Consider the following 24,026-nt stretch of genomic DNA (forward strand, 5'->3'; position numbering starts at 1 on the left):
ACCGGAAGACCGCCGGACGCAGCCTCCGTGTGGACAACTGTGATCGTCAGCCGCGTTCGCCGAGCCGTTCGGCGACGAACGCCGTGCAGGCGTCGAGGTTGTCTTTCAGCCGGTTCGCGCGCTTGCGGAGCAGCTCCAGTTCGAGCCGGCTCGGTGGCTGGTTCTCCCGGATCCGGAAGACCACCCCCGCCAGGCGGATCGACAGGCCGTAGGTCACGGAGTCGGCCGAGTCCAGGAGCTCTTCGAGCAAACGCCGCTCGCCGGTGGTGAGTCCCGGGGCACTCGGCCGGGGTTCACGAGTGCCCCGGGACGCGGTGGCCCTGCCGCCACCCGACGTGGCGACAGGGGTCGAGGTGTCCCCGGCAGGTGATGCGGGTGCAGCGGCACCGGGGTCGTCCTGCGGGTCTTCGCCGGCAACGCGGAGTCGTGCGGTCATGGGTCAGCCCTGCACCTTCGAGAACGCCGCTTTCGACAAGGCTTTGCGCGACGGACCGGTGTCCGGCCGAGGCTCCGGAATGCCCAGCGCGCGGCGGAACGCCGTGTCGCAGCTAGGGCAGGTCGGGTCGAGCCACGGTTTGCCGGGGCTGTGAATGTCGTTCTCCCCGACGGTCGGCTCCGAACCGCACAAGGCGGCGAACGTTGCCCCGGCATCGAGCGAACCGAAGTGCACGGCCGCTCTCGCGTGACGCTGTCCTTCCGCTTGCTGCCACACGTACATGGAGCCCTCCCCGGGTGATCGACCACCATTTCTTTGCTCGTGATGAGTTTCTTCTGTGCATGCACAGGTTGCAAGTTCCAACGACTAGATACACCCAATCGGTGTGCACACTTACTGATAGGGTTTGTGCATGCCCAGCACACGTGCGACACCCCGGCAGGTCGAACTCGGCGTGCTCTTGCGCAGGATTCGCAAACGCGCCGGTCTCACTCAGCCGCAAGTGGCGGAATTGGTGAGCCGATCGCACTCACACATCTCGCGCCGTGAGCGCGGAGAACTCGGCTTCGAAGAACAGGCCGAGCTGGAGCGAACCCTGACGGTCTCCGGCGCCACGAGCGAGGAGACCAGCCAGGCGCTTCGGCTCTGCCGCGACGGAACCGACCCGAACTGGCTGATCCCCGGCATCGCCCGGGACCTCGCCGTGGTCACTGAGTACGAATCGGTCGCGAATGACATCTTCGCGTATCAGCCGTCATTGATCCCCGGACCGTTGCAGATCCCGGAATACACCCGCGTGATGATGGTCGACGGTGACATGCCGGAAGCCGAGATCGACAGCAAGCTCGAACTGCGAGCAGCGCGACGGCGGAGACATCTCGACGGCACCGCACGGTACGAATCAGTCATCGGCGAGCAGGCGATCCGGTACCCGGCATGCCCGCCCGATATAGCAGTGAGGCAGCTGCGCGATCTCTGCGAGATAGCCGAGCTTTCCCACATCTCGATTCAGCTGCTGCCATTCCGGCTGGGCTATCACCCGGCGCGGGAGGGCGGCTTCGACCTCATCCGCTCGGATTCGACGACTGTGGTCCACGTCGAGCAGTACCGCTCGTCGACGACCCTGACCAACACCCGCGACGTGAAAGACTACGTGGAAGCGGCGGAGCGAATCCGCCGTGACGCGATGGGCGCAGTGGCTTCGGTGCGCGCCATCGCGAAAATCGCGGATGAGTTGGAGCGAACGGGATGAACGAAGGTGTCTGGCGGACGTCGTCGTACAGCGGCCAACAGGGCGAGTGTGTCGAAGTGTGCACTGTCTGGCGGACGTCGTCGTACAGCGGCCAGCAAGGTCAGTGCGTCGAGGTGCGCACGCTTTCCGAAGAGGCCGGTGTGCGCGACTCCAAGGACCGCGATGGCGGCTCCCTGCTGATCGCCGGGGCGGCGTGGCGGGCGTTCCTGGAACGCCTCTGACCGTTGCGGTGGAAGTGCCCCAGCATCCCGACGGTGCTGGGGCACTTCCGCGTCCGGGGAGTGTCGGCGACAGCGTCCGCCGGCGACAGCGTCAGCCGGCAACCTCGGCGACCGGGGCCTTGGCCGCGTCGAGGGCCAGGGCCGCGGCGCCGACGATGGCCGTGTCGTCGCCGAGGTGGGCGGTGCGGATGCGGGCCAGCGGGCGGTAGCGCGCGCCGGTGATGGCGCCCGCGTAGTGCTCGCGCGCCTCGTCGAGGAACAGCGGCGCCGACTCGGACACGCCGCCGCCGATCACGATGATCTCGGGGTCGAACACGTCCGCGACCAGCGCCAGGCCCTCGCCCAGCCACTTGGCCAGCTCGGCCATCGCCCGCAGCGCGATCGGGTCGCCGTCGCGCGCGGCTCCGGCGACGCGGCGGCCTGTGACCGAACCCGGGTCGCCCGCGACCTCGCGCGAAAGGACCGTGGAGCGGCCGGGGTAGCGAGCCAGCAGCTCGACGGCGGTGGCGGCCAGCGCCGTGCCGCTGCAGTAGCGCTCCCAGCAGCCGTACTTGCCGCACGGGCACGCGCGCCCGCCCGGCACCACGGTGAGGTGGCCCAGTTCGGGGGCGACGCCATAGGCACCGCGGTAGATCTCGCCGTCGAGCAGCAGCCCGGCGCCGATGCCGGTGCCGAGCGCGACCAGCGCCGCCACCTGCGCGCCGCGGGCCGCGCCGAAGCGGTGCTCGCCGACCACGGCCGAGTTCACATCGTGCTCCAGCGTCACCGGCAGGCCCACGCGCTTCTCGATGCGGTCGGCCACCGGCGCGTCGCGCCACGCGAGGTGCGGCGCGAACATCACCGACCGGCGGTCGCGCGCCACGAACCCGGCCACGGCCAGGCCCACGGCGGCGACGTCGTGGCGGTTGCGCAGGTCCTCGACGACGCCGGCGATGGCGTCCTCGAGGGCGTTCTCCTCACTCGGTGTCCCGACGCGTGCGGTGTCCAGGAGCGATCCCCGCTCGTCCACCACACCGGCGCGCACACTCGTGCCGCCGACGTCCACCCCTATCGTCAGCACTCAGTTCTCCTGCTCCGGCCGCCAGTCTTCCCGCTTGCGGACGGCGATGTGCTGCACCCGGGCGGCGGCTCCCGGGTCGTCCGCGGGCACGGTGGCGTCTCTGGGGCTGGGTGTAGGGCTGTGCGAGGGCCGGAAGCCCGGCATGTGCACACCCTCGTCGGGCTCCCAGCGGTCCGCCAGAACCGCCCGTAGCAACGCCACCAGCTGCGCCGCCTGCTCCAGCAGCCGGGCGGCGAACTCCGGCCGTTCACCTCGCACGACGGCGACGATCGCACACAACGGGCACCAGCCGCACCCCGGAATCCCCGCCGCACCCGGCTCGGAGTCGCGGGACGGCTCGTGGACCTCGTCTCGGCCGTGCCCGGCGGTCACCAAGCCGTCCAGCCACGGCGCGGCCCGCTCGACCACCAGCTCCACGAGCAGGCGGATCTCCTCGGCCAGCCGCAGGCCTTCGGCGGCGTACCCGGGCTCGTCCTCTTCACTCACTCGCGACCCCGGTTCCCGGCCAGGCTGATGACCAGGCCACCTCCGTCGGACTCGGCGCCGGTGATCCGGCACGGCCGCAGTGTCTCCGGCAGGGCGATCAGCCGGCGGAAGCCGTCGACGGTGATCGCGAGGTCGTCGTCGACGCGGGCGAGGTCCACGTCGGACTCGCGCTGCAACGGGATCGCGATCCGCAGCCGGAAGCCGTCGGCGTCCGGCGTCACCTGCAGCAGCGGCGTCACGGGTTTTCCGGTGCCGGACAAGGGATCCCGCGTGCCGTAAAGCTCGCGGGCCAGCTCGGCGAGCGCCTCGGCGCCCACCGGTTCACTCGCCCGGTGCTCGACGCGCGCCAGGTCGGCCGGCCCGAACCCGGCGGCCGCGAGCTCGGCCAGCACGGCGTCCTGCTGGGCGCGCCGCGTGCGCAGCCAGCCGGCCGCCGAACCGCGCCAGAACCCGGGCGCGGGCATGAGGCAGTTGGCGATCAGGCCGTCGACGGCGATGCCGCGCAGGGCCAGCGACGTGAGCGTGCGGCGAGCCTCGGCGACCACCACGCGCTCCGGCGTGAGGACCAGCCGCACGGTGGTCACGGACGGGTCGGTGAGCAGCTCGCGCAGCGAGTCGAGGTGCGCGCCCAGGCGCCGCACGGAACCAGCGCCGCGCCGGCCGTAGGCCTTGCTCAGGTAGCCCGCGACGGCCTCGGGCAACGCCAGCAGGCGCAGCGTCTCGGCGGTCGGACCACAGTCGACCACCACCGTGTCCCACGGCCCCTGCCCGCCCAGCCGCTGCACCTCGCCGAGGGCGAGCAGCTCGTCGACGCCCGGGAGCACGGTCAGCTCCTCGGCGTCGAGCGTGTCGAGCCCGGCGCCGGCGAGCAGCGTGCGCAGCTGGTCGCGCAGCTCGTGCCACGTCCGGTCGGCCAGCGCACGGGAGTCCACCTGGGCGGCCCACAGGCCCGCCGGTGAGCCGTCCCGGCGGACGTCCACTTCGGACGGTTCGCCGCCCAGCGCCGCGCCGAACGCGTCGCCGAGCGAGTGCGCCGGGTCGGTGGAGACCACGAGGGTCTTCCTGCCGCGCCCGGCGAGCGCGGTGGCGGTGGCCGCGGCGAGCGTGGTCTTCCCGACACCCCCCTTGCCGGTGAACAGCAGGATCCGCATGTCGCCTAGCCTTCGGCCCGTCGCTTCAGTTCCTTGAGCGCCGTGTCCATCACCATCTTCTCGGCCTTGCGCCGCAGCAGGCCGATCATCGGCAGCGCCAGCTCCACCGAGAGCGTGTAGGTGACCTTCGTGCGCCCGTCACGCAGCGCTTCGAGCGCGTAGCGGCCGTTCTGCGCCTTCTGCATCTGGCCCTTGACCAGGTGCCAGCTCACGCCGAGCCCGGTCGCGTCCCAGTCGTACTCGAGCGTGTAGACGTCCTTGATCGGCCCGGCGTCCAGGGTCAGCTTCACCTGCTTGGCCCGCCCGGCGTCGTCGGTGCCCAGCACCTCGACCTCCTGGACGGCCTTCGCCCACTCCGGGTACGCGGGGAAGTCGGCGATCACCGTCATCACCCGTTGGGGCTCGGCGTCGACCTCGATGGACTGCGTGGACTGCTCGGCCATGGGACGAAGCGTAGCCGGACTACGTCATCACCAGCGCAGCACGTAGGGCTGCCCGGTCTCCTTGAAGTGACCCACGTTACGGCACTCGGTGTGACCGAGCCGCCGCCGCGAGGCCAGCGGCTGGTGCACGTGGCCGAACACCGACCAGCGCGGCCGCTGCTCGTGGATGAGCTCCAGCAGCGCCCGCGAGCCCAGCTCGGCGCGCCGCGCGACCACGTCGTAGGTCAGCTCGGCCACGGCCGGCGGGATGTGCGTGCACAGCACGTCGACGTCCGAGAGCTTGGCCACGCCCTCGTCGAACTCCTCGCGGGCCCGCAAGTAAGGCCGCCAGGCGGCGCCCTTGCGGGGCCGCGGCGCCACGCCTTCGGGCAGCACCGCTCCCCCGACGAACCCGAAGCGCAGGCCACCGATCGTGGTGACCTCGCCGTCGAGCACCTGCACGCCGTCGCCGACGAACTCCGGCCACAGCGCGGGCGAGTCGACGTTGCCGGGCGTGGCGTAGGTCGGCGCGGTCATCGAGGCGAAGAGCGTGGCGTACTGCTCGCGCACGGCTTCGTCCACGGCCGAGGCCGGGTCGTCGAGCGTGGCCCACAGCGTGCGCGAATAGGCCACCGTCTCGTCGCGGCTGCCCTCGCGGCGCAGGCGCGCGAACTGCGCCACCTTCTCCGCGCCGAACAGGGCGCCCATGATGCCCTTGTCGTGCTCGCGGTAGTCGACGAAGTCCAGCAGGTCGCCGAGCACGACCAGCGCGTCGGCTCCCTCACCCGCCCGCTTCAGCGCGTCGGCGTTGCCGTGCACGTCCGAAACGACGTGAACCCGCACAAGACCCTCCTAGTCAGTGGTCCCGAGGTCTGCAGACCGTGGCGGGATCCCGGGCTCGCGCCCGTCCTCGAGGACGTGCTTGAGCTCCAGTGCGAGGTGCTTCGCCGCGCGGGCCCGCCGGTCGAACTCCCGGCGCAGCTCACGCGGAGCCAGGGTCCGCGGCGCACCACCGGGGCCGGAGGGCGTCGCGCGCAGGAAGTAGTGCAGCACGGTGCCGTCGAGCACGGGTTCCAGCCAGACCTCCATCGTACCGACGAGCGCACCCGTCACGGTCCAGCGCAAACCCTTGTCGCCACGGTCGGTGTACACCTGAAGGGACAGGTCCGGCCAGTACCGCCGCCAGGCGGCCGGGTCGGCGAACGCGGCGGCGATCGTGCTCGGCGGCACCACGATGAAGGTCTCGTCCACGAGATCGAGAGCGGGTGGTCCGGGGTTCACAGGCGCAGAATGTCACGACCTCGTCCGGCGGGTCGGCGCGGCGTGGTCTTAAGGTCTACGGCAAGCTAAGTTGACCGGCGGGTAACCCCGCACGCGTCGAACACGGAGGTCCACGTGCGCGAATACAGCGCCCCCGCCGGGAAGCCGGTGACCGACGACGAGAACCTGGCCGACGTCGTCTGGGCGAACGCCGAGCGGTTCTCCGACGTCGTGAGCTTCCGCCGGCAGGTCGAGGGCACCTGGCTGGACGTGACGGCCAAGGACTTCGCCGACCAGGTCGCGGCCGTCGCCAAGGGCCTGATCGCCGCCGGCATCGGCCACGGCGACCGCGTCGCGATCATGTCGAAGACCCGCTACGAGTGGACGCTGATCGACTTCGCGATTTGGGCCGCGGGCGCCGTCACCGTGCCGATCTACGAGACGTCGTCACCCGAGCAGGTGTATTGGATCCTGTCCGACTCGGCCGCCACGGCCGTGCTCGTGGAGACCGACACCCACGCCGGCGCCGTCGACGAGATCCGCGGCCGGCTCACCGCCCTGCGGCACACCTGGCAGATCGAAGGCGCCTCCCCCGCGGTCGACGAGCTGACCGCGCTGGGCGCCGAGGTCACCGACGAGGACCTGCACGCGCGCCGCCGCGAGGTCAGCGCCGCCGAACTCGCCACGATCGTCTACACCTCGGGCACGACGGGCCGGCCGAAGGGTGTCGAGCTGACGCACCGGAACCTCCTGGCCGAGATCCGCGCCGACATCGAGGCGTTCCCCGAGCTCATGGAGCAGGGAAACTCGCTGCTGTGTTTCCTGCCGCTGGCCCACATCCTGGCCCGCGCGCTCGCCGTGACCGCGCTCTCGGCACGCGTGACGCTGGGCCACACGTCGGACGTGAAGAACCTCGTCGCCGACCTCGGCACGTTCCGGCCGACGTTCGTGGTCGCCGTGCCGCGCGTGTTCGAGAAGGTCTACAACTCGGCCAAGCAGAAGGCCCACAGCGACGGCAAGGGCAAGATCTTCGACGCGGCCGAGGCCACCGCGGTCGAGTACAGCCACGCCGTGGACAAGGGCAGCGTCGCGTTCGGCCTGCGGGCCAAGCACCTGGTGTTCGACAAGCTCGTCTACAGCAAGCTGCGCGCGGCGCTGGGCGGGCGCTGCGTCGCGGCGGTCTCGGGCGGCGCCCCGCTCGGCGAGCGGCTGGCGCATTTCTTCCGCGGCATCGGCGTGCCGGTGTTCGAGGGCTACGGCCTCACCGAGACCTCGGCCGCGGCAGCCGTGAGCACCAAGACGGCGTTCCGCGTCGGCACGGTCGGCAAGCCCGTGGCGGGCACCTCGGTGCGCATCGCCGACGACGGCGAGATCCTGCTCAAAGGCAGCGTCGTGTTCGGCGCGTACTACAACAACGCCGCCGCGACCGCCGAATCCCTCACCGACGGCTGGTTCCACACCGGCGACCTGGGCGAGCTGGACGACGAGGGCTTCCTCAAGATCACCGGCCGCAAGAAGGAGATCATCGTGACGGCCGGCGGCAAGAACGTCGCGCCGTCGGGGCTCGAGGACACGATGAAGGCGTCGCCGCTGATCAGCCAGGCCATGGTGGTCGGCGACCAGCGCCCGTTCATCGCCGCGCTGGTCACCATCGACGAGGAGTTCTTCCCGTCCTGGAAGACCCAGCACGGCAAGCCCGCGCAGGCCACCGTCTCCGACCTGGCGGCCGACGCGGACCTGCTCAAGGAGATCCAGACGGCGGTCGACGAGGCCAACAAGCAGGTCTCCCACGCCGAGGCGATCAAGAAGTTCACCGTGCTGGCCAAGGACTTCACCGAGGCGAGCGGCGAGATCACGCCCTCGCTGAAGCTCAAGCGCAACGTGGTGAACAAGAACTACGCGTCCGACATCGAGGCGCTCTACCAGCGCTGAGCCCCTCCCCCACCGCACCGCCCCAATGTGGCGTTCGGTGCGCTCAACGCACCCAATGCGGCGTTCGGTGCGCTCAACGCACCCAATGCGGCGTTCGGTGCGTTGAACGCAACCAACGCCACATTGGGGTGCTCGGGTCAGTTCTGGGGGAAGGCCTGCTGTTGCTGCTGCTGGTATTGGGGCTGGCCCTGCGGCTGCTGCGGAGCGTGCTGGGCCTGCTGCTGGCCGGGCTGCTGCGGGGCGCCGTCGGGGACCACGTACACGGCGGTGCCGTACGCGGCGATCTCGCTGGCCGTCTGGGCGATCTCGTTGCAGTCGAAGCGCAGCGCGAGCACGGCGTTGGCCCCGTGCGCCATGGCTTCCTGCGAAAGGCGGCCCAGCGCCTCGTAGCGGGAGTCGGACAGCAGCTTCGACAGGCCCTTGAGCTCACCGCCCGCCATGGATTTGAAGCCGGCACCGATGTTGGAGAACATGTTGCGGCTGCGCACGGTGAGGCCGAAAACCTCGCCGAACACGCGAACCACGCGGTAACCGGGCAGATCGTTCATCGTGGACAGCATGATCGGGAACTGCATGGGGGGTGCGGGTTGGGTCATGCGCCGGATCGTAGCCATCGGTGGCGCCGCGCACTCGCGAATCAGCCTGTGATTCGCGAGTTCCAGTCGATGTGGTGGTGGTACAGCCAGCCGCGTTCCTCGCCGACGTCCTGACCGGCGCTGGCCGCCACGAGTTTCTCGACGCGGGTGCGCCGCAGCTTCTCGTAGGCGGCGAACGCGGCCGGCGCGTCCGGCAGGTCACGCAGGCACAGCGCGAGCACCACGCTGTCCTCGATCGCCATCGACGCGCCCTGCCCGGCGGCCGGGGAAGCCGCGTGGGCCGCGTCGCCGACGAGCACCATCGCCTCGGTGGACCAGACGCGGGTGGTGGGCACGTCGTAGGAGTGGCCGCCGAAGACTTCGTCGCCGGTCGCGGCCACGATGTCGGCGCACGGCAGCGGGTCGCCGTCGAAGGCCGCGTGGGCGAACTCGCGCCAGCCGGCCGGCGTGACGGCGGCGATCTCGTCACGCGGGCGTTCGGTGTCGGGGATGCGGGCGAACCAGAAGGTGGCGCCGTCGGGCGCGGTGGTGAAGCCGAAGGCGGCGCGGCTGCCGCGGATCATGCGGTAGATGCCGGGCGCCGCGGGCAGGCCCTCGGCGCGGGTGTAGCCGTAGACCACGGTGAGGCCGGTGAAGCGGGGGCGGTCGGCGGCGGGGTCGATCAGGGTGCGGACCTCGGAGCGCACACCGTCGGCGCCCACGAGCACGTCGCCGGTCGCGGTGGACCCGTCGGCGAAGGTGGCGACCACGCCGGAGGCGGCGGTTTCGGCGGAGACTGGTCCGGCCGAAACGAGGCGGCGGCCGTGCTCCACGGTGATCCCGCGGCGGTCGGCTTCCTCCTGCAGCGCGCGGTAGAACGCGGCGCGGGTGAGCGTGCGCGGCCCCGCGAGCTCACCGGTGTCGAACTCGCGGGTGCCCGTCGTCGTGCCGTCCGGCCCGACCAGCTCGACGCCGAGGGCGGCGAACGACGCGTCGTTGACGGGGCCGGCGGCGTCGATCGCCTTCAGCGCGTCCATGCCGTTGTGCATCACCGTGAGAAAGGCGCCGGCGTCGGCTCCTCCGGAGGGATAGGCCTCGAAGACCACGGGCTCGTGGCCGGCGCGCTGCAGCGCCATCGCCGTGACCGTGCCCGCGACGCCACCGCCGGCGATGAGAACGCGCATCTAAATCCCCCCAGTGCCCGAGTCCGTGCCACCGCCGACCGTACCGGGCGGCAGTGACACGGAAGCGGGAACTCGGGTGGCTCAGGCGGTCTGGGCGACGGCGAGGCGCAGGCAGACGACGAGCGCGCGCACCGCTTCCTCGACCTCTTCGAGCACCGGGAAGGTCGGGGCGATCCGGATCGTCGCGTCCTTCGGGTCGTCGCCGTAGGGGTGCGTGGCGCCGGCCGGGGTCAGCGCGACACCGGCCTCCTTGGCCAGGCGCACGATCTCCTTGGCGGTGCCCTCGGGCACGGTCAGCGAGACGAAGTACCCGCCGGTCGGCTTGGTCCAGGTCGCCAGGCCCGAGTCGCCCAGCTCCTCGGTGAGGATGCGGTCGACGGCCGCGAACTTCGGCGCGATGATCTCCGCGTGCTTGCGCATGTGGGCGCGCACGCCGTCGGCGTCCTTCAGGAACATCGCGTGGCGCAGCTGGTTGACCTTGTCCGGGCCGATCGTGCGCTTGGCCAGCACACCCGACCACCACGCGATGTTGGCCGCCGACGCGCCGAAGAACCCGACACCGGCGCCGGCGAGCGTGATCTTCGAGGTGGAGCCGAACACGAACGCGCGGTCGCCGTTGCCGGCCTCGGCGCACAGCGCCAGGATGTCGGCGACCTCGGCCTCGGTGTCCGTGAGGTGGTGCACCGCGTAGGCGTTGTCCCAGAAGATGCGGAAGTCCGGCGCGGCAGTGGGCATCGCGGCCAGGCGGCGGGCGACCTCGTCGGAGAAGGTGACGCCGGTCGGGTTCGAGTACTTGGGCACGCACCAGATGCCCTTGATGCCGGCGTCCTCGGCCACGAGACGCTCGACCACGTCCATGTCCGGGCCCTCGTCGGTCATCGGGACCTGGATCAGCTCGATGCCGAAGCGCTCGGCGAGCGCGAAGTGACGGTCGTAGCCCGGCACCGGGCACAGCATCGCGATGCGCGGCTCGTCGGCCCAGCGGCGCTCGCCACCCGGCAGGGTGCTCAGCAGCGCCTGCACCACGGCGTCGTGCATGAGCTCGAGGCTCGAGTTGCCGGCCGCGAGCAGCTGGTCGACGGGGACCTGCAGCGCGCCGGCGAAGATCCGGCGCAGCTCGGTCAGGCCCTTGAGGCCGCCGTAGTTGCGGGTGTCGGTGCCGTCTTCGGCCTTGTACTCGCCGTTGGGCAGCGTGAGCAGGTCCGCGGAGAGGTCGAGCTGCCGGGGGGACGGCTTGCCGCGGGTGATGTCCAGGGAGAGGCCGCGCTCGACGAGCGCCGCGTAGTCGCGACGGGCGGTGTCGACGTCGACGGGAGCAGTGGTCATGACACCACGCTAAACCGCGCGTCGATACCATTTCGGGTGACCCCCTGTCCAGGGTCTACGGTGGGGTCTCGTGCGTCACGTGGTCCATGCCGATCAGCGTCAGTTCTCGTTGCGGGACAACACCGCCTGGGTCCCCGGCGACGGTGGGTGGTCCGACGAGGCGGTGACCTCGCACCGGATCGCGGTGGAGCCGTCGTCGCTCGCGGTCGCCACCGCGCGCTCCGATCTGGTCGAGGTGGAGGTCGCCGTGCACCCCGGTTCGCCCCCGGTGCCATCCGGGGCCGAACACGTGGTGGAGGCCGACCTCGCCGTGCCGGGCGGGAAGGTGACGCTCGCGGGTCCGGCCGACTACCCGGGTCAGGAGCGCGTGCTGGAGCTCGCGCCCGGCCGTTACCGCGTACGAGTGTCCTATGTGGAGAGTGGCCCGCCGGCCGTGACGTGGAACGAGCACGAGTACGGCGAGCACTTCCGCTACGTCGTGGACCTGTGGCCGGTTACCGCGCCGGCGCCCGTCACCGTGGTGCGCCAAGGCGCCGCGGTCTGGGACGGCTGACCGGAAGCGGCCATCCGGGACCCCTCCCGCTCCTGCGCTCTTATCGTCTTCGCAGAGCAACGCGGAAAGCGGGGAGAGGCAGTGCGGGACAGCCAGAAAGCCGAGATCGCCCAGATCTGCGAGGCCGTGGCGCGGTCGATGTTCACCCAGGCCGCGATGTACTGGGGCATCGACCGCGAGGTGCACGCGCGCCTGCCCGAGACGATCCGCCGGCACGCCGAGGGCCTGCTGCCCCCGCTCGCGCAGGCCGCGGTGGCCGACGCGACGCCGGACCTGGCGGAGGCGCAGGCGTCGGTGGAGCTCGCGCTGCGGGACACGCTGCGCGCGTCGGCGGCCGAATCGGTGGAGATCACGTCGGCGCGGCTGCTGCCGGCGCTGGCCGAACGCGCGGTGCGGGAAGCGACGCCCGACGTCGAGTCCATCCGCGCGAAGCTGGTGTCGACGGCCACGCCGGAGGTGGCCGAAGCGCTGCGCGAGCAGACCGCCAAGACCGTGGCCGGAGCCGTCGAACAGGCGACGGCCGACCTGCGGACCACGCTCGCCGACCAGCTCCGGCGCACGGTGCTGCCGGAGCTGGCCCGCGAGGCCGTCGCGAACGCGACGCCCGATGTCGCCGAGGCCCGCGAGCACCTGGTGCGTGAAGCGACGGCAGCGCTGTCGGGCACGATCGAGAAGGCCGTGGCGGAGGTGGCGCGGCAGGCCAAACCCGACCTCGTCGAGCGCGTGTCGGCCGTGGCCGTGGCGCGTGTCCGCTCGGTCGTGCAGGCGGCGGCCGAGAAGGAGCTGGCCGCAGGGCAAGCCGATCGAGCTGGCCGAGGACACCCACGCCGTGCTGCCGGAGGTGCTGGTGGCCCTGCACGCGCGCTGCCACGTGCTGCTCGTCGGTCCCGCGGGCACGGGCAAGTCCATGCTGGCCAAGCATGCGGCGCATTGGCCACCGCCGTCGCGCGCAGCTCGCGGATCGACGCCACCAGCTCCTCCACTTCGTCCGGGTGCGAAGGCGCGTGCCGCAGCGCGACCACTGAAAACACCGTGCGCTCCTCGGTCGGGGCGGTCAGACTGGGGCGCGTGCACATGATCGACTTGCCCGAGGTCGTCCGCGGCGCGCTGGAGCTCGAGCGCACCGAGCGGGGCCTGGTGCCGCATCGGTTGCCCGCGTGGGCCAGGGCGCGGGGGGACGCGCAGCTGGCCATGGCGGAGGCGCAGCCCTCCGGGGTGCGGCTGGTGTTCCGGACCGCGGCGACCGTGGTGGAGCTGGACGCGGTGCGCACCAAGGTGTCCTACGTCGGCGCGGCGGCGCGGCCCGACGGGGTGTACGAGCTGTTCGTGGACGGCGCTCCCGTCGGCGCCGGGACGGTCGGCGGCGGGGACGAGCTGCGCGTCGACATGACGACCGGCGGCACCGAGGTGCGGCGCGGCGAGCCGGGCACGGTGCGGTTCGCCGGGCTGCCCGCGCGGGTCAAGGACGTCGAGATCTGGTTGCCCCACAACGAGCTCACCACGCTCGTCGAGCTGCGCGCCGACGCGCCGGCCAGCGCGGCGAACCCCGACGGGCGGCGGCGGCGGCTGCACCACGGCAGCTCCATCAGCCAGGGGTCCGGCGCGGCGAGCCCCACCACGACGTGGCCGGCGGTCGCCGCGAGGCACGCGGGCGTGGAGCTGACCAACCTGGGTTTCGGCGGCAGCGCGCTGCTGGATCCGTTCACCGCGCAGGTCATGCGCGACACCCCGGCCGACGTCGTGAGCGTGAAGCTCGGCATCAACCTCGTCAACGCCGACCTCATGCGGCTGCGCGCCTTCGGCCCGGCCGTGCACGGGTTCCTCGACACGATCCGCGCCGGCCACCCCGCCACGCCGCTGCTGGTCGTCTCCCCGCTGCTGTGCCCGATCCACGAGGACACCCCCGGCCCCGGCGCCCCGGTCTTCGAGGCCGACGGTGTCGTGCGCTTCCGCGCGACCGGCGAACCCGGCCCGGGCAAGCTGACGTTGAAGGTCATCCGGGAAGAACTCGCGCGGATCGTCTCGCAGCGGCGCGACGACCCGAACCTGCACCTGCTCGACGGCCTGACCCTCTACGGCGAGCAGGACTTCGCGGAGCTGCCCCTGCCCGATGCCCTGCACCCGGACGCCGAAACCCACCAGTGGGTCGGTGGACGCTTCGCGCACCTGGTGTTCGGTGCGGGCGGGCCGTTCGGGAACGGGTAGCCGCCTGGCACCGCACGGCTCACGCCGCTCCAGGCCAAGCCGGGCCAAGCCGAGCCGGGCCAGGCCGAGCCGGGCCGAGCCGGGCCAAGCCGAGCCGGGCCAGGCCAGGCCAGGCCAGGCCAGCTAGGCCGAGCCGCGCCGGGCCAGGCCAGGCCGAGCCGGGTCGGGCCAGGCCGGACCGGGCCGGGCCAGGCCGGACCGGGCCGAGCCAGGCCGGACCGGGCCGAGCTAGGCCGGGTCGAGCTAGGCCGGACCGGGCCAGGCCGAGCCGGGCCAGGCCGAGCCAGGCCATGCCGGGCCGGGCCCTCGCCGAGCGATCAGTAGCCCGAGACACCGCCGCTGGTGCCCGTGCCGTTCGCGGTGGTCGCCGGTGCGCCCCCGCCCGGGGTGACCACGACGGCGTGCCACGTGCCCAGCACGCCGTCGCCCTTCGTCTGGCCGGGGGCGCTGTCCTGGGCGTAGGTGTAAACGGGCTTCCCGTTGAACGTCGCCTGCTCGATACCGTCGGAGCGGGTGAACGTGGCGAGCTGCCCGGGCAGGCTCACGCCGTTCGCGGGCTGTGCCGGGCCGGTGATCGGCGGCCAGAGCGACTTGCACCCGCTGTCGGTGCACGCCGACATGCCGGGCTTGTCCTCGTCGAACGTGTAGAGCGTGAAGCCCTTGGCGTTCACGAGAACCGTCCCGAGTGAGGTGTTCGCCTCGCCCAGCGTCGCGGGCGCGGCCGCCGAGGAGGCGGGCGCCTGAGCGCCGGCCGGCGGGGGCGCCGAGGCGGCCATGCCGCCGCTCCCGCACGCGGCCAGCCCGGCCATCGCCGCGACCGCACTGCCCGCGATGGCGAGAATCCTGAGGTTTTTCACGGTTTCCACCCTTCTCCTTCGCGACTCCCCCACACCCGGAACACGTAGCGCCCCGGTTCCGGGTTCGACCGGAACCCCTTGCGGCGACGCGGATCACACCGATGCGTCCACTGTGGACGCGCAAGGGGTGAACCGGGTCACCACTGTGAACAAAGAGGACGCGCGTTTCGTGTGACCGACCGGAACGTTCCCGGCGAAAGCGCTGTATTCGCCCGCGGAGGACGGAATCTACAGCGGGTCGAGACCCGTGATCTTCCACGACCCGTCGACGCGGTGGGCGGTCACGGCCAGCTGCGCGACCGAGGACTGCGGTGCTCCCCCGCCGGGCAGGATCGTCTGCTGGTCCAGGAAAAGCAGCAGCGTCGCGTCGTCGCCGTGCAGCGTCCGGACGCCGGCCGAGCGTATGGTGGTGGTGCGGATGAGCTTGCCGTCGGTGGCGCGTTGGCTCGCGGCGGCGAACTGCGCGTGGTACTGGCCGACGGCGGGACCGCTGAGCACGGAGGCGGCGGCGCGCGAGGTGCGGTCGAGATTGGCGTAGTCGTAGGAGAACAACGCCTTCACCCCGGCGCTCACCTGGTCACGCACCTGGGTGGTGGTGGTCTGGTCGACCAACGTGTCGTCGTCGCGCGGGCGCAGCGCCGAGGCCTGCACGGCGAACCACACCGCGCACGCGAGCGCCACCACGGTCACGGCGATCGACCAGCGCTTCACGAGCCCACCGCCTGGACGCCGCCGACCTTCCACGTGTCGCCCTCGCGCGCGAAGTCCACGGTCAGGCGCGCTTGTTTCGGTACCGGCGCGCCGCCGCCGGTGCTTACACGTACGTCGAGCACAGCGATGACCCGCGCCGTGCCCGCGGCCGGGTCGAGGTCGGTGACCGCGGCCTGCAGGAGCGACGCCGTCGACACCGTCTTGGTGCTCGTCGCGCGGTCGAGCTGCAGCTGCCGGTCGCCGGCGAGGTTCGCACCGTACTGCCCCGTGGTGGCACCGATCCAGCGGTCCACGTCGGCGCCGCCGGTGTGGTAGTCGATCGTGTTGAGCGCCACCAAGTCCGTGCTCGCCGCGGCGAGCACGGCGTCGCGGTCGCGGCCGCGGGCCAGGCCTTCGTCATGGGCCGCCTGCCACCAGGACCAGCCGAACCAGGCGGCCGCGAGTACGGCGAGCACCGGCACGATCAGAAGCGCCTTCATCACGACCCGCCCAGCAGCGCCCCGAGACCGCCGGCCGGCGGCGTGAGCAGACCGAGCAGGCCCGGCAGCTGGTTCGCGTCCGGAGTGGTCGACGGCGCCGATTCCTTCGGCGCAGCCGGGATCGCGGGCGGCTTCCCCGCGTAGGGCGCGTTCTGCGCACCGCGAACCTCGACAGGGCTGCCCGGCGGCTCGGCGCAGTAGGCGTTCACGTTCACCGGCGCTTCGGTGGTGTCGTTGGCCGGGCGCTGTTTCGTGCCCTCGTAGCCCTTCGTGCACGACGCCGGGTCGAAGAAGTTGAACACCACACCCAGGTGCCCGGTGCCGTCCGGCGACGTCGACGGCGAGAACGCCGAGATCACCGGGTAGGCCACCAGCAGCTCTTCGATCGCGTCGGTGCGCGTGGAGGTGATCTGGGCCGTGGTCAGGGAGTTCGCGAAGATCACACCCAGATCGGTGCCCGAGGTCGCGAGCACGTCGCTGATCTGGCGGCTCAGCTGCGGCGCCTGGTCGATCACCGTGCGCAGGTCCGGGTCCGACGACTTCAGCTGCGCCGCGATCGTCTTCAACCCGCCCGCGAAGTCGGTGATGTTCTGCGCCTGGCGCTCCTGCGTGGCGAACACCGTGCGCGAGTTGGCGAGCAGCCCACGCGTCTGCGGGATGTACTGGGCGGCCTTCGCGGTGAGCGAACCCGTGCTGTCCAACAGCTTCTGCAGCTGCGGGCCCGTACCGGCGAACGCGTCGTAGGTCTCGTCGACCACGGTCTTGAGCGAGTCCGGGTGCACACTCGCCACGAGATCGTCCAAATGCGACAGCACGGAGTCCGGCGACGTGGGCAGCGACGTGCGGTCCTCCGTGATCACCGAGCCGTCGTGCAGATACGGGCCCGTCTCGCGGTCGGGCAGCAGGTCCACGAACTGCTCCCCCACCGCCGAGCGGTTCGCCACCTGCGCGTGGAGGTCGTCGGGGATGTCCGGGCCGCCGGAGTCGAGGTCGAGGTGCACGTCGAGGCCGTGGCCGGTGAGCGTCATAGCGGACACGCGCCCGACCGTCACGCCGCGGTAGGCGACCTCGGAGTTCACGAAGATGCCGCCGGAATCGGCCAGCTGCAAGGTCACCTGGTAGCCGCGGGAGCCGAAGAGCCGGTCGAGGCCCGCGTACTTGCCGCCCGCGTAGACCACCGACACCACGGCGATCACCACGAACGCGATGAGCTGGATCCGCGTCTTGCGCGAGGTCATCCCGCACCTCCCCCGAGCAGGCCGCCCAGGAGGCCGCCGAGCAGCCCGCCGGGCCCGGCCTGGTTCTTCGCCGGCGGCGCGGTGGTCGGCAACGGCAGGGGCAACGCCGGCGTGGCCGCACCCGAGCCCTGCGAAGTCAGCCCGGAGATCTGGATCGGCGGCTGCGAGGAGTTCGTGAAGTTCTGGAGCAGCTTGTCGAGGTCGAGGTTCACGGTCGCGTCGACGTTGGCGTAGTCGCCCTTGATCGTGTTGCCCGCGTAGTCCGGGAACGGGTAGGTGAGCAGGATCTGCAACGCGTTCGGCAGGTCCTGGCCCGCCTCGCCGAGCTTCTGCAACGTCGGCTGCAGCGCCTTGAGGTTCGCCACGAGCTGGTCGCGGCTGCGGTTCACCGTGTCGACCGCGACGCCCGAAAGCTTGGTGAGCGCGTTGAGCATGCCCACGAGCTGGTCGCGCTGGTCGGCCACGATCTTCAGGCCCGGCGCCAGATTGTCCAGCGCGGTCTTGATGTTCTGCTGCTGCCCCGCGAGCGTGTGCGAGAGCTTGTCCAGCCCGTCGATCGCGCGCAGGATCTCGCCCTTGTGCGAGTCGAGCTGCGTGGCGAGATCGTCCACCCGCGACAGCAGCGCGCGCATCTCGGGTTCGTTGCCGGACAACGCGTCGTTGAGCTCGTGACTGATGTCCTGCAGCTGGCCGAGGCCGCCGCCGTTGAGCAGCAGCGAAAGCGCGCCCAGCACTTCCTCGACCTCGGGGTTGCGGTTGGTGCGCCCGAGCGGGATCTGCGCGCCGTCGGCGAGGTGACCGGCGGGCTTCTCGGCGGTCGGCTGGCCCAGCTCCACGAACTTCTCGCCCAGCAGACTCGACTGGCGCAGCTCGGCGCGCGCGTTGGCGGGCAGCTGCACGTCGCCGTTGACCGTCATGGCTACGAGGGCCGAGCGGGTGTCGGGCGTGAGGGTGATCTTGTCGACCCGGCCCACGGCCACGTCGTCGACCTTCACGCTCGCCTGCGGCACGAGGTCGAGCACGTCGGTGAACAGCGCCGTCACGTAGTACGGGTGGTCGCCGAGGTTCGGCCCGCCCGGTAGCGGCGTGGAGTAGAGGCCGTTGAAGCCGCCGTCGCTGCAGCCGGCGAGCACGAGCACGCCGGCGAGCACCCCGGCCAGGCGCCGCCGCTTCACTTGCCACCGCCGGAAAGCTGCGTCATCACGTCCACCAGCGGAAGCGGCAACGGGGGCAGCTGACCGTTCTGCAGCGAGTTGAGCACCTGCGGCACGGTCGGCAGCTTGAGCGCGCCGTCGAGCACCGGCGCGAGCTGCTTGCAGATGTCGGTCAACGTGGTGGGCGCGCCCTTCGGCGTGCCCGCGGCGAGGATCCGGCAGACGGTGAGGATCGGCGGGTTGGTGATCTCGTTGAGGTTGTCGCGCACGGCGATGGTGCCGGAGGCGGCATCGTAGGAGTTGATGAAGTTCGTGGCGCCGGTCGGCGCGATGTCGAGCACCTCGGCGAGGGCGGCGCGCTGGTCCACGAGCACGCCCGTGAGCGACGCCAGTTTGTCCACATTGGACTCCAGGCCGGCCTTGTTGTCGGCCACGAACTGTTTCACGTCTCCGAGTGAGGAAGCCAGGGAACTCAGCGCAGCGCCGACGTCGGCCGAGTCGTCGGCAAGGAACCCGCTGACGTCGGCCACGCGTTCGTAGAACTCGTTGAGCTGGCTGTCGCTCTGGGCGAGGGCAGCCGTGAACGAGTTCAGGTTCTGGACGGTGGCGAACAGGTCGTCCTTGGAGTCGTCGAGCGTGCCCGCGAGGTCGGCGAGGCGGCCGACGGTCGAGTTGAGGTCGGCGCCGTTGCCCTTGAGGTTGGCGGCCGCGGTGTCGAGGACGTCGGACAGCGCGCCGTTTTTGTTGGCACCGTCGGGGCCGAGGGCGGTGGAGAGCTTGTCGAGGCTCGCGTAGAGATCGTCGAGCTCGACCGGTGTGGCCGTCTTGTCGCGGGCGAGAACGGTGCCGCTCGCGAGCGTGGGGCCGCTGTCGTAGGCCGGGGTGAGCTGCACGTAGCGGTCGCTGACGAGACTCGGGGCGACCACGACTGCGCCCACATTGAGGGGGATCGGCACGTCGTCGTTCACGCGCATGTCCACGCGCACCGCCTGCCCGTCCGGCGTCACGGCGGTGACCTCGCCGACCGGCACGCCGAGCACGCGCACCGAAGAACCGGCGTAGAGGCCGACGGTCTTGCCGAAGTACGCCGAGAGCGTGGTGCCGCTGCTCGTGCGGAACACCAGCCAGAGCCCCGCCGTGAGCAGCAACGCGGCGACGCAGGCAAAACCCAGCCAGGTCACCAGGTTCCGCTGCGCTCGCGTTTCGATAGTCACCGTCCGCCCACCCCCTGGTTCGGCGCCGCGATCGGCGGGGTGCAGCCCTCCGGGTTGATCGACAGCCCGCCGGCGGTGATCGTCGGCGGCAACAGCCCGCACAGGTAGCCCTCGAACCAGCGGCCGTTGCCCGTCGCGTTGGCGCCGACTCGCGCGAACGGCGCCATCAGCGCCAGGCCGCGGTCGAGATTGCCCTGGTTGCGCTGCAGCACATCGGTCACCTTCCCCAGCGCGTCGAGCGTCGGCTTCAGCTGCGTGCGGTTGTCGGCGACGAGCCCCGAGAGCTGCTGCGAGATCTGCTGCGTGCCCTTGAGCAGCGCGCTGATCTGGTCCCGGCGGTTCTGCAGCTCGCTCAGCAACAGGTTGCCGTCGCTGATCACCTGCTGCAGCTGGGTGTTGCGGTCCGAGAGCGTCTTGGAGATCGTGCTCGTGTTCGCCAGCAGCGTGTGCAGGTCGGCGTCGCGCGAGGACACCGTCTTCGACAGCGCAGACAGGCCCGAGAGCGTGTCCTTGAGGTACTGCGGGCTGCCGGAGAGCGAATCCGACAGCGCGGTGAAGCTGTCGGCGAGCTGCTTGGTGTCGATGTCGCCGACGGTCGTGGAGAGCTGGTCGAACGCGTCCTGCAGCTGGAACGGCGTGCGCGTGCGCTGCAGCGGGATCGTGTCACCGGGGCTCTGCGTGCCGGCGCCCTTCGGGTCGAGCGCCAGGTACTTCTCCCCCAGCAGCGTCTTGATCTCGATCGACGCGGTGGACGCGTCGCCCACGCGCACGCCCTTCACCCGGAACTTCACCAGCACCTGCTTGTGCCCCAGCGCCACCGAGGTCACCTGGCCCACCTTCACGCCGGCGACCTCCACCTCGTTGTCCGGCGCGAGCCCGGCGGCTTCGCCGAAGTACGCGGAGTACGTGGTGCCGTTGCCGAACATCGGGATGCTGTCGGAGAAGTAGGCCACGGCGGTCACCAGCAGGATGAGCACCAGCGTCACCCCGCCGACCGCGGCCTGGTTGCGTTCCTTGAGCCGCTTCACGGCCCGCACCTCGCCGCGCGCTGCGTGGCGGGCAACGGCACGATCGGCAACGTCACGTCCAGCGACGAGATCCCGATCGTGCCCTCGATCCCGCACAGGTAGTAGTTGAACCAGCTGCCGTAGCTCAGCGTGCGCGTGAACTTCTCCAGGTTGCCCGGGAGCACCTGCAGCAGGTGGTCGAGCAGCTGATCGGAATCGGCGAGGTTGTTCGACAGCGTGCCGAGCTGCTTCACGTCTTCCTGCACGGCCGGGCGCGCGTCGGCGAGCAGGCCCGACGTGGTCTCGGTCAGCTCGCCCAGCGCGCCCACGGCGTCGCCGATCGGTTTGCGCTGCTCGGCCAGGCCGCTCACGAGCCGCTGCGTCTGGTCGACGAGGTCACCCAGCTGCGGGCCGCGGGAGTTCACCGTGGTCAGGACCTGGTTGAGGTTGTCGATGACCTGCCCGATCACCTGGTCCTTGCCGGCGATCGACGTCGTGATCGACGCGGTGTGGGCCAGCAGGCTCGTGATCGTGCCGCCCTCACCCTGGAAGACCTGGATGATCTCGGCCGAGAGCTGGTTGACCTCTTTCGGGTCCAGCGCCTGGAACAGCGGCTTGAACCCGTTGAACAACACGGTGAGGTTCAACGCGGGTTTGGTGCGCTCGGGCGGGATCGTCGCGCCGTCGGCCAGCGTGCCGCCGCCCGTGACGTCGGTGCCGAGCGCGAGGTAGCGCTGGCCGACGAGGTTGCGGTACTTGATCGTCGCGGTCGTGAGCGCGGGCAGCTTGTACTGGGCGTCCACGGCGAAGCGGACGTCAGCGAAATTCTGCTCGCCCTGCTGCACGTCGATCGAGTCGACCTGCCCCACCTTCACGCCGGAAATGCGCACGTCGTCACCCGGCTGCAGGCCCGACGCGTCGGTGAACTTGGCGGCGAACCCCGCCGTGGTGCCGAAGTTCGTGTTGGCGATGGTGGCCGCGAGGATGCCGGTGAGCAACACCGTGACGGCGGCGAAGACGAGGATCTTCACCAGCGCGGGGATGAACGACCTCACTTGAGCTCCACCTCCGCCCCGCGGTAGAGCGGCCCGACGAGCAGGCCCGCCCAGCCGGGGACCTGGTCGGGCGTGGTCTTCATCGCGGACGAGGCCAGCAGGTCGATCAGGTCCTGTTCGTCGGTGGACCCGAAGATCGAAGGCGCGCCGCCCGATTCACCGCCACCGCCACCGCCGTCGCCATTGCCACGGCCCGCGACGGTGTTCGACGTGATCGCGCCCGAGGTGATCTCACCCGGCAGCGACTCGGCGGGGCTGTGCGGCGGCGCGGGTTTCGAGGAACCGTCCTTGACCGCGCCGTCCGGCGGATACTGCGGCCAGTACCCGGGTTTCGGCACCTGCGGGTAACAGCGGGGGCCGCGCTTGTCATCGTACTTCGGCTCGTCGACACCCGGCAGGTACTTGCCGCGGCTGGCGCTGAACTCGATCGTCACGCGGCTCACCTCGGGGTGGGCCGTGCCCTTGCCGAACGCCAGCTCCGCCTCCGGCACCGAAGCGGCGAGCTGCTTGAGCAGGCAGGGGTACTCGGGTGCGTACTTCGCGAGCACGTCGAGCGTCGGCTGCACGGCCGTGGTGAGCCGGATCAGGTTGTCCTTGTTGACGTCCAGGAAGCTCGTGAGGTCGGCCGAAGCGGCCGAGACCGAGGCGTACACATCGGACAGTCCCTGGCGTTTCTCCACAATGGTCTGCGTCGTCGTGGTGAGGTCCGCCAACGCGTCGAGCAGGTCCGGCGCGGCCTTGTCGTAGGTGGCCGAAACGTCGGCCAGGCCGGTGATGTCGGCCTTGAGGTCGGGCAGCGACGGGTTCAGCTGCCCGAGGTAGTCCGAGAGGTTCACGAGCGTCTGGCCGAGCTGCTTGCCGCGCCCGTCGAGGGCGGTCGACACGGCGCTGAGGGTGCTCGACAGCTTTTCCGGCTGCACGGCCTGCAGCAGCGGCATCACGTCGTCGAGCACCTGTTCCAGCTCGATCGCCGTGCTGCTGCGGTCCTGCGGGATCACGTCGCCGGCTTCGATGTGCGCGGCGGGCTTTCCGGGCAGCTGCAAGGCGACGTAACGCTCGCCGAAGAGTGTTTTGGGCAGCAGCCGCGCCGACACGTTGCTCGGGATCTCGCCGATCTTGTCCGGCTGCAGCGCGAGCTCGAGCTCCGCGTGGTCGCCTTTCGCGGTCACCGAACGGATCTCGCCCACGAGCAGGCCGCGCACTTTCACGTCGCCGCCGGTGCGCAGCTGGCTGCCGACGTGGTCGGTCTCCAGCTTCACGAGCGTGACGGGCGTGAAGACCTTCTTGTAGATCGCGATCGTGGTCGTGAAGAACAGCGCCGCGACGACGAGGAAGACCAGCCCCAGCACCTGGTACCGGAGCCGCTTCAGCGTTTCGCGCCGCGTGCTCATCCGGAGATCCGCACGGTGGTGTTGGCGCCCCAGATCGCGAGGCTGAGGAAGAAGTCGAGTACCGAGATCAGCACGATCGACGTGCGCACCGCGCGGCCCACCGCCACGCCGACGCCGGCCGGGCCACCGTCTGCGGTATAGCCGTAGTAGCAATGGGACAGGATCACGATCACGCTGAACACGATCACCTTGGCGAACGACCACAACACGTCTTCAGGGGGCAAGAACAGCGTGAAGTAGTGGTCGTAGGTGCCGGCCGACTGGCCGTAGAGCCAGATCGTGATCTGCCGCGACGCGAGGTAGGACGACAGCAGGCCGATCGCGTACAGCGGGATCACCGCGGTCACGCCGGCGAGCACGCGCGTGGTCACGAGGTAGGGCATGCTCGGTACGGCCATCACTTCGAGCGCGTCGATCTCCTCGGAGATCCGCATCGCGCCCAGCTGCGCGGTGAAGCCGCAGCCGACCGTGGCCGACAGCGCGAGCCCGGCCGAGAGCGGCGCGACCTCCCGCGTGTTGAAGTAGGCGGAGATGAAGCCGGTGAGCGCGGCGGTGCCGAGCTGGTTGAGCGCGGAGTAGCCCTGCAGTCCCACGATGAGGCCGGTGAACAGCGTCATGCCGATCATCACGCCGAGCGTCCCGCCGATCACCGCGAGCCCGCCCGTGCCGAAGCAGACTTCGGTGAGCAGCCGGCGGGTCTCGTGACCGTAGCGGCGGATCGTGCGCGGGGACCAGGCGAGCGCGCGGCCGTAGAACGACAGCTGGCGCCCGAGCCCTTCCAGGCTCGCGCCCGGGCGCGCGATGATCTCGAGCGTCCGGTCGGACAGCGCGGGGGCCTCGATCGGTTCGGCGGTCAC

26 protein-coding genes are annotated in these 24,026 nt (G+C 71.0%); 5 read left to right on the forward strand and 21 right to left on the reverse strand.

From position 1 onward, the window contains the following. Window positions 1-46 precede the first annotated feature (46 nt). Both QRX50_RS44825 and QRX50_RS44830 read right to left on the reverse strand, forming a co-directional pair. On the reverse strand, window positions 47-436 hold the full coding sequence (locus QRX50_RS44825; RefSeq protein WP_285969123.1) for a hypothetical protein: 390 nt from the start codon (window positions 434-436) through the stop codon (window positions 47-49). A gap of 3 nt (window positions 437-439) precedes the next feature. Continuing rightward, window positions 440-718 carry an HC3 family zinc finger protein gene (locus QRX50_RS44830; protein ID WP_285969124.1) on the reverse strand — a complete coding sequence of 93 codons (279 nt, stop codon included), beginning with the start codon at window positions 716-718 and terminating at the stop codon, window positions 440-442. A gap of 130 nt (window positions 719-848) precedes the next feature. Between QRX50_RS44830 and QRX50_RS44835 the strand changes: the two genes are divergently transcribed. Together QRX50_RS44835 and QRX50_RS44840 are read left to right on the forward strand one after the other, a co-directional pair. Then, window positions 849-1,688 carry a helix-turn-helix domain-containing protein gene (locus QRX50_RS44835; protein ID WP_285969125.1) on the forward strand — a complete coding sequence of 280 codons (840 nt, stop codon included), beginning with the start codon at window positions 849-851 and terminating at the stop codon, window positions 1,686-1,688. Next, window positions 1,685-1,909 (forward strand): DUF397 domain-containing protein, encoded by a 225-nt coding sequence (locus QRX50_RS44840; RefSeq protein ID WP_285969126.1) that lies wholly within the window; start codon window positions 1,685-1,687, stop codon window positions 1,907-1,909. The genes QRX50_RS44835 and QRX50_RS44840 overlap by 4 nt, the downstream gene beginning before the upstream one ends. Window positions 1,910-2,000: 91 nt before the next feature. Here the strand turns inward: QRX50_RS44840 and QRX50_RS44845 are convergent, their stop codons facing one another. From QRX50_RS44845 to QRX50_RS44870, 6 genes are read right to left on the reverse strand one after another with little or no spacing between them, the layout of a single operon-like run. Beyond that, window positions 2,001-2,954, reverse strand: a complete 954-nt coding sequence (locus QRX50_RS44845; protein ID WP_285974727.1) for an ROK family protein — start codon at window positions 2,952-2,954, stop codon at window positions 2,001-2,003. A gap of 15 nt (window positions 2,955-2,969) precedes the next feature. Continuing rightward, window positions 2,970-3,455 carry a hypothetical protein gene (locus QRX50_RS44850; RefSeq protein ID WP_285969127.1) on the reverse strand — a complete coding sequence of 162 codons (486 nt, stop codon included), beginning with the start codon at window positions 3,453-3,455 and terminating at the stop codon, window positions 2,970-2,972. Beyond that, window positions 3,452-4,606 carry an ArsA family ATPase gene (locus QRX50_RS44855; RefSeq protein WP_285969128.1) on the reverse strand — a complete coding sequence of 385 codons (1,155 nt, stop codon included), beginning with the start codon at window positions 4,604-4,606 and terminating at the stop codon, window positions 3,452-3,454. Before QRX50_RS44855 ends, QRX50_RS44850 begins: the two co-directional genes overlap by 4 nt. 5 nt (window positions 4,607-4,611) lie before the next feature. Beyond that, on the reverse strand, window positions 4,612-5,049 hold the full coding sequence (locus QRX50_RS44860) for an SRPBCC family protein (protein ID WP_285969129.1): 438 nt from the start codon (window positions 5,047-5,049) through the stop codon (window positions 4,612-4,614). Window positions 5,050-5,076: 27 nt separating this feature from the next. After that, a complete protein-coding gene (locus QRX50_RS44865; RefSeq protein WP_285969130.1) occupies window positions 5,077-5,871 on the reverse strand; it encodes a metallophosphoesterase family protein in 795 nt (264 codons plus the stop codon). A 9-nt stretch (window positions 5,872-5,880) separates the two neighbouring features. Further along, window positions 5,881-6,309, reverse strand: coding sequence for a polyketide cyclase / dehydrase and lipid transport (locus QRX50_RS44870; RefSeq protein ID WP_285969131.1), 429 nt, complete (start codon window positions 6,307-6,309; stop codon window positions 5,881-5,883). Between the two features lie 114 nt (window positions 6,310-6,423). Between QRX50_RS44870 and QRX50_RS44875 the strand changes: the two genes are divergently transcribed. Next, window positions 6,424-8,220, forward strand: coding sequence for an AMP-dependent synthetase/ligase (locus QRX50_RS44875; protein ID WP_285969132.1), 1,797 nt, complete (start codon window positions 6,424-6,426; stop codon window positions 8,218-8,220). 137 nt (window positions 8,221-8,357) lie between these two features. Here the strand turns inward: QRX50_RS44875 and QRX50_RS44880 are convergent, their stop codons facing one another. From QRX50_RS44880 to QRX50_RS44890, 3 genes are all read right to left on the reverse strand, one after another. Next, window positions 8,358-8,816, reverse strand: coding sequence for a YbjQ family protein (locus QRX50_RS44880; protein ID WP_285969133.1), 459 nt, complete (start codon window positions 8,814-8,816; stop codon window positions 8,358-8,360). Window positions 8,817-8,857: 41 nt separating this feature from the next. Next, the gene (locus tag QRX50_RS44885; RefSeq protein WP_285969134.1) at window positions 8,858-9,979 is read right to left on the reverse strand and encodes an FAD-dependent monooxygenase; all 1,122 of its coding nucleotides are present in this window, start codon (window positions 9,977-9,979) and stop codon (window positions 8,858-8,860) included. An 81-nt stretch (window positions 9,980-10,060) separates the two neighbouring features. Then, complete coding sequence (locus QRX50_RS44890) at window positions 10,061-11,305, reverse strand: aspartate aminotransferase type Ic (RefSeq protein WP_285969135.1); 1,245 nt, start codon at window positions 11,303-11,305, stop codon at window positions 10,061-10,063. A gap of 70 nt (window positions 11,306-11,375) precedes the next feature. On the opposite strand from QRX50_RS44890, the gene QRX50_RS44895 reads away from it, so the two are divergent. Both QRX50_RS44895 and QRX50_RS44900 read left to right on the forward strand, forming a co-directional pair. Further along, window positions 11,376-11,858: a hypothetical protein gene (locus QRX50_RS44895; protein WP_285969136.1), complete on the forward strand. Its 483-nt coding sequence runs from the start codon at window positions 11,376-11,378 to the stop codon at window positions 11,856-11,858. Between the two features lie 1,074 nt (window positions 11,859-12,932). Beyond that, window positions 12,933-14,063, forward strand: coding sequence for a GDSL-type esterase/lipase family protein (locus QRX50_RS44900; protein ID WP_285974728.1), 1,131 nt, complete (start codon window positions 12,933-12,935; stop codon window positions 14,061-14,063). A gap of 317 nt (window positions 14,064-14,380) precedes the next feature. Here QRX50_RS44900 and QRX50_RS44905 read toward each other — a convergent pair whose 3' ends face one another. The 10 genes from QRX50_RS44905 to QRX50_RS44950 form a co-directional block, all read right to left on the reverse strand. Beyond that, window positions 14,381-14,929, reverse strand: a complete 549-nt coding sequence (locus tag QRX50_RS44905; RefSeq protein ID WP_285969137.1) for a COG4315 family predicted lipoprotein — start codon at window positions 14,927-14,929, stop codon at window positions 14,381-14,383. 219 nt (window positions 14,930-15,148) lie between these two features. Then, complete coding sequence (locus QRX50_RS44910) at window positions 15,149-15,631, reverse strand: hypothetical protein (RefSeq protein WP_285969138.1); 483 nt, start codon at window positions 15,629-15,631, stop codon at window positions 15,149-15,151. Further along, window positions 15,628-16,110, reverse strand: coding sequence for an Rv1363c family protein (locus tag QRX50_RS44915; protein ID WP_285969139.1), 483 nt, complete (start codon window positions 16,108-16,110; stop codon window positions 15,628-15,630). The genes QRX50_RS44910 and QRX50_RS44915 overlap by 4 nt, the downstream gene beginning before the upstream one ends. Then, window positions 16,110-17,348 (reverse strand): MCE family protein, encoded by a 1,239-nt coding sequence (locus QRX50_RS44920; protein WP_285969140.1) that lies wholly within the window; start codon window positions 17,346-17,348, stop codon window positions 16,110-16,112. The genes QRX50_RS44915 and QRX50_RS44920 overlap by 1 nt, the downstream gene beginning before the upstream one ends. Then, entirely contained in the window at window positions 17,345-18,523 is a 1,179-nt protein-coding gene (locus QRX50_RS44925; protein WP_285969141.1) for an MCE family protein, read from the reverse strand. Before QRX50_RS44925 ends, QRX50_RS44920 begins: the two co-directional genes overlap by 4 nt. Continuing rightward, on the reverse strand, window positions 18,520-19,716 hold the full coding sequence (locus QRX50_RS44930) for an MCE family protein (protein WP_285969142.1): 1,197 nt from the start codon (window positions 19,714-19,716) through the stop codon (window positions 18,520-18,522). Before QRX50_RS44930 ends, QRX50_RS44925 begins: the two co-directional genes overlap by 4 nt. Then, window positions 19,713-20,744 carry an MlaD family protein gene (locus QRX50_RS44935; protein WP_285969143.1) on the reverse strand — a complete coding sequence of 344 codons (1,032 nt, stop codon included), beginning with the start codon at window positions 20,742-20,744 and terminating at the stop codon, window positions 19,713-19,715. Before QRX50_RS44935 ends, QRX50_RS44930 begins: the two co-directional genes overlap by 4 nt. Continuing rightward, window positions 20,741-21,778, reverse strand: coding sequence for an MCE family protein (locus QRX50_RS44940; RefSeq protein WP_285969144.1), 1,038 nt, complete (start codon window positions 21,776-21,778; stop codon window positions 20,741-20,743). Before QRX50_RS44940 ends, QRX50_RS44935 begins: the two co-directional genes overlap by 4 nt. After that, window positions 21,775-23,169, reverse strand: a complete 1,395-nt coding sequence (locus QRX50_RS44945; RefSeq protein WP_285969145.1) for an MCE family protein — start codon at window positions 23,167-23,169, stop codon at window positions 21,775-21,777. The genes QRX50_RS44940 and QRX50_RS44945 overlap by 4 nt, the downstream gene beginning before the upstream one ends. Further along, the gene (locus tag QRX50_RS44950; RefSeq protein ID WP_220238142.1) at window positions 23,166-24,026 is read right to left on the reverse strand and encodes an MlaE family ABC transporter permease; all 861 of its coding nucleotides are present in this window, start codon (window positions 24,024-24,026) and stop codon (window positions 23,166-23,168) included. Before QRX50_RS44950 ends, QRX50_RS44945 begins: the two co-directional genes overlap by 4 nt.

Origin of the sequence: Amycolatopsis sp. 2-15 (genome assembly GCF_030285625.1) — a bacterium.
Taxonomy (GTDB): Bacteria; Actinomycetota; Actinomycetes; order Mycobacteriales; family Pseudonocardiaceae; genus Amycolatopsis; species Amycolatopsis carbonis.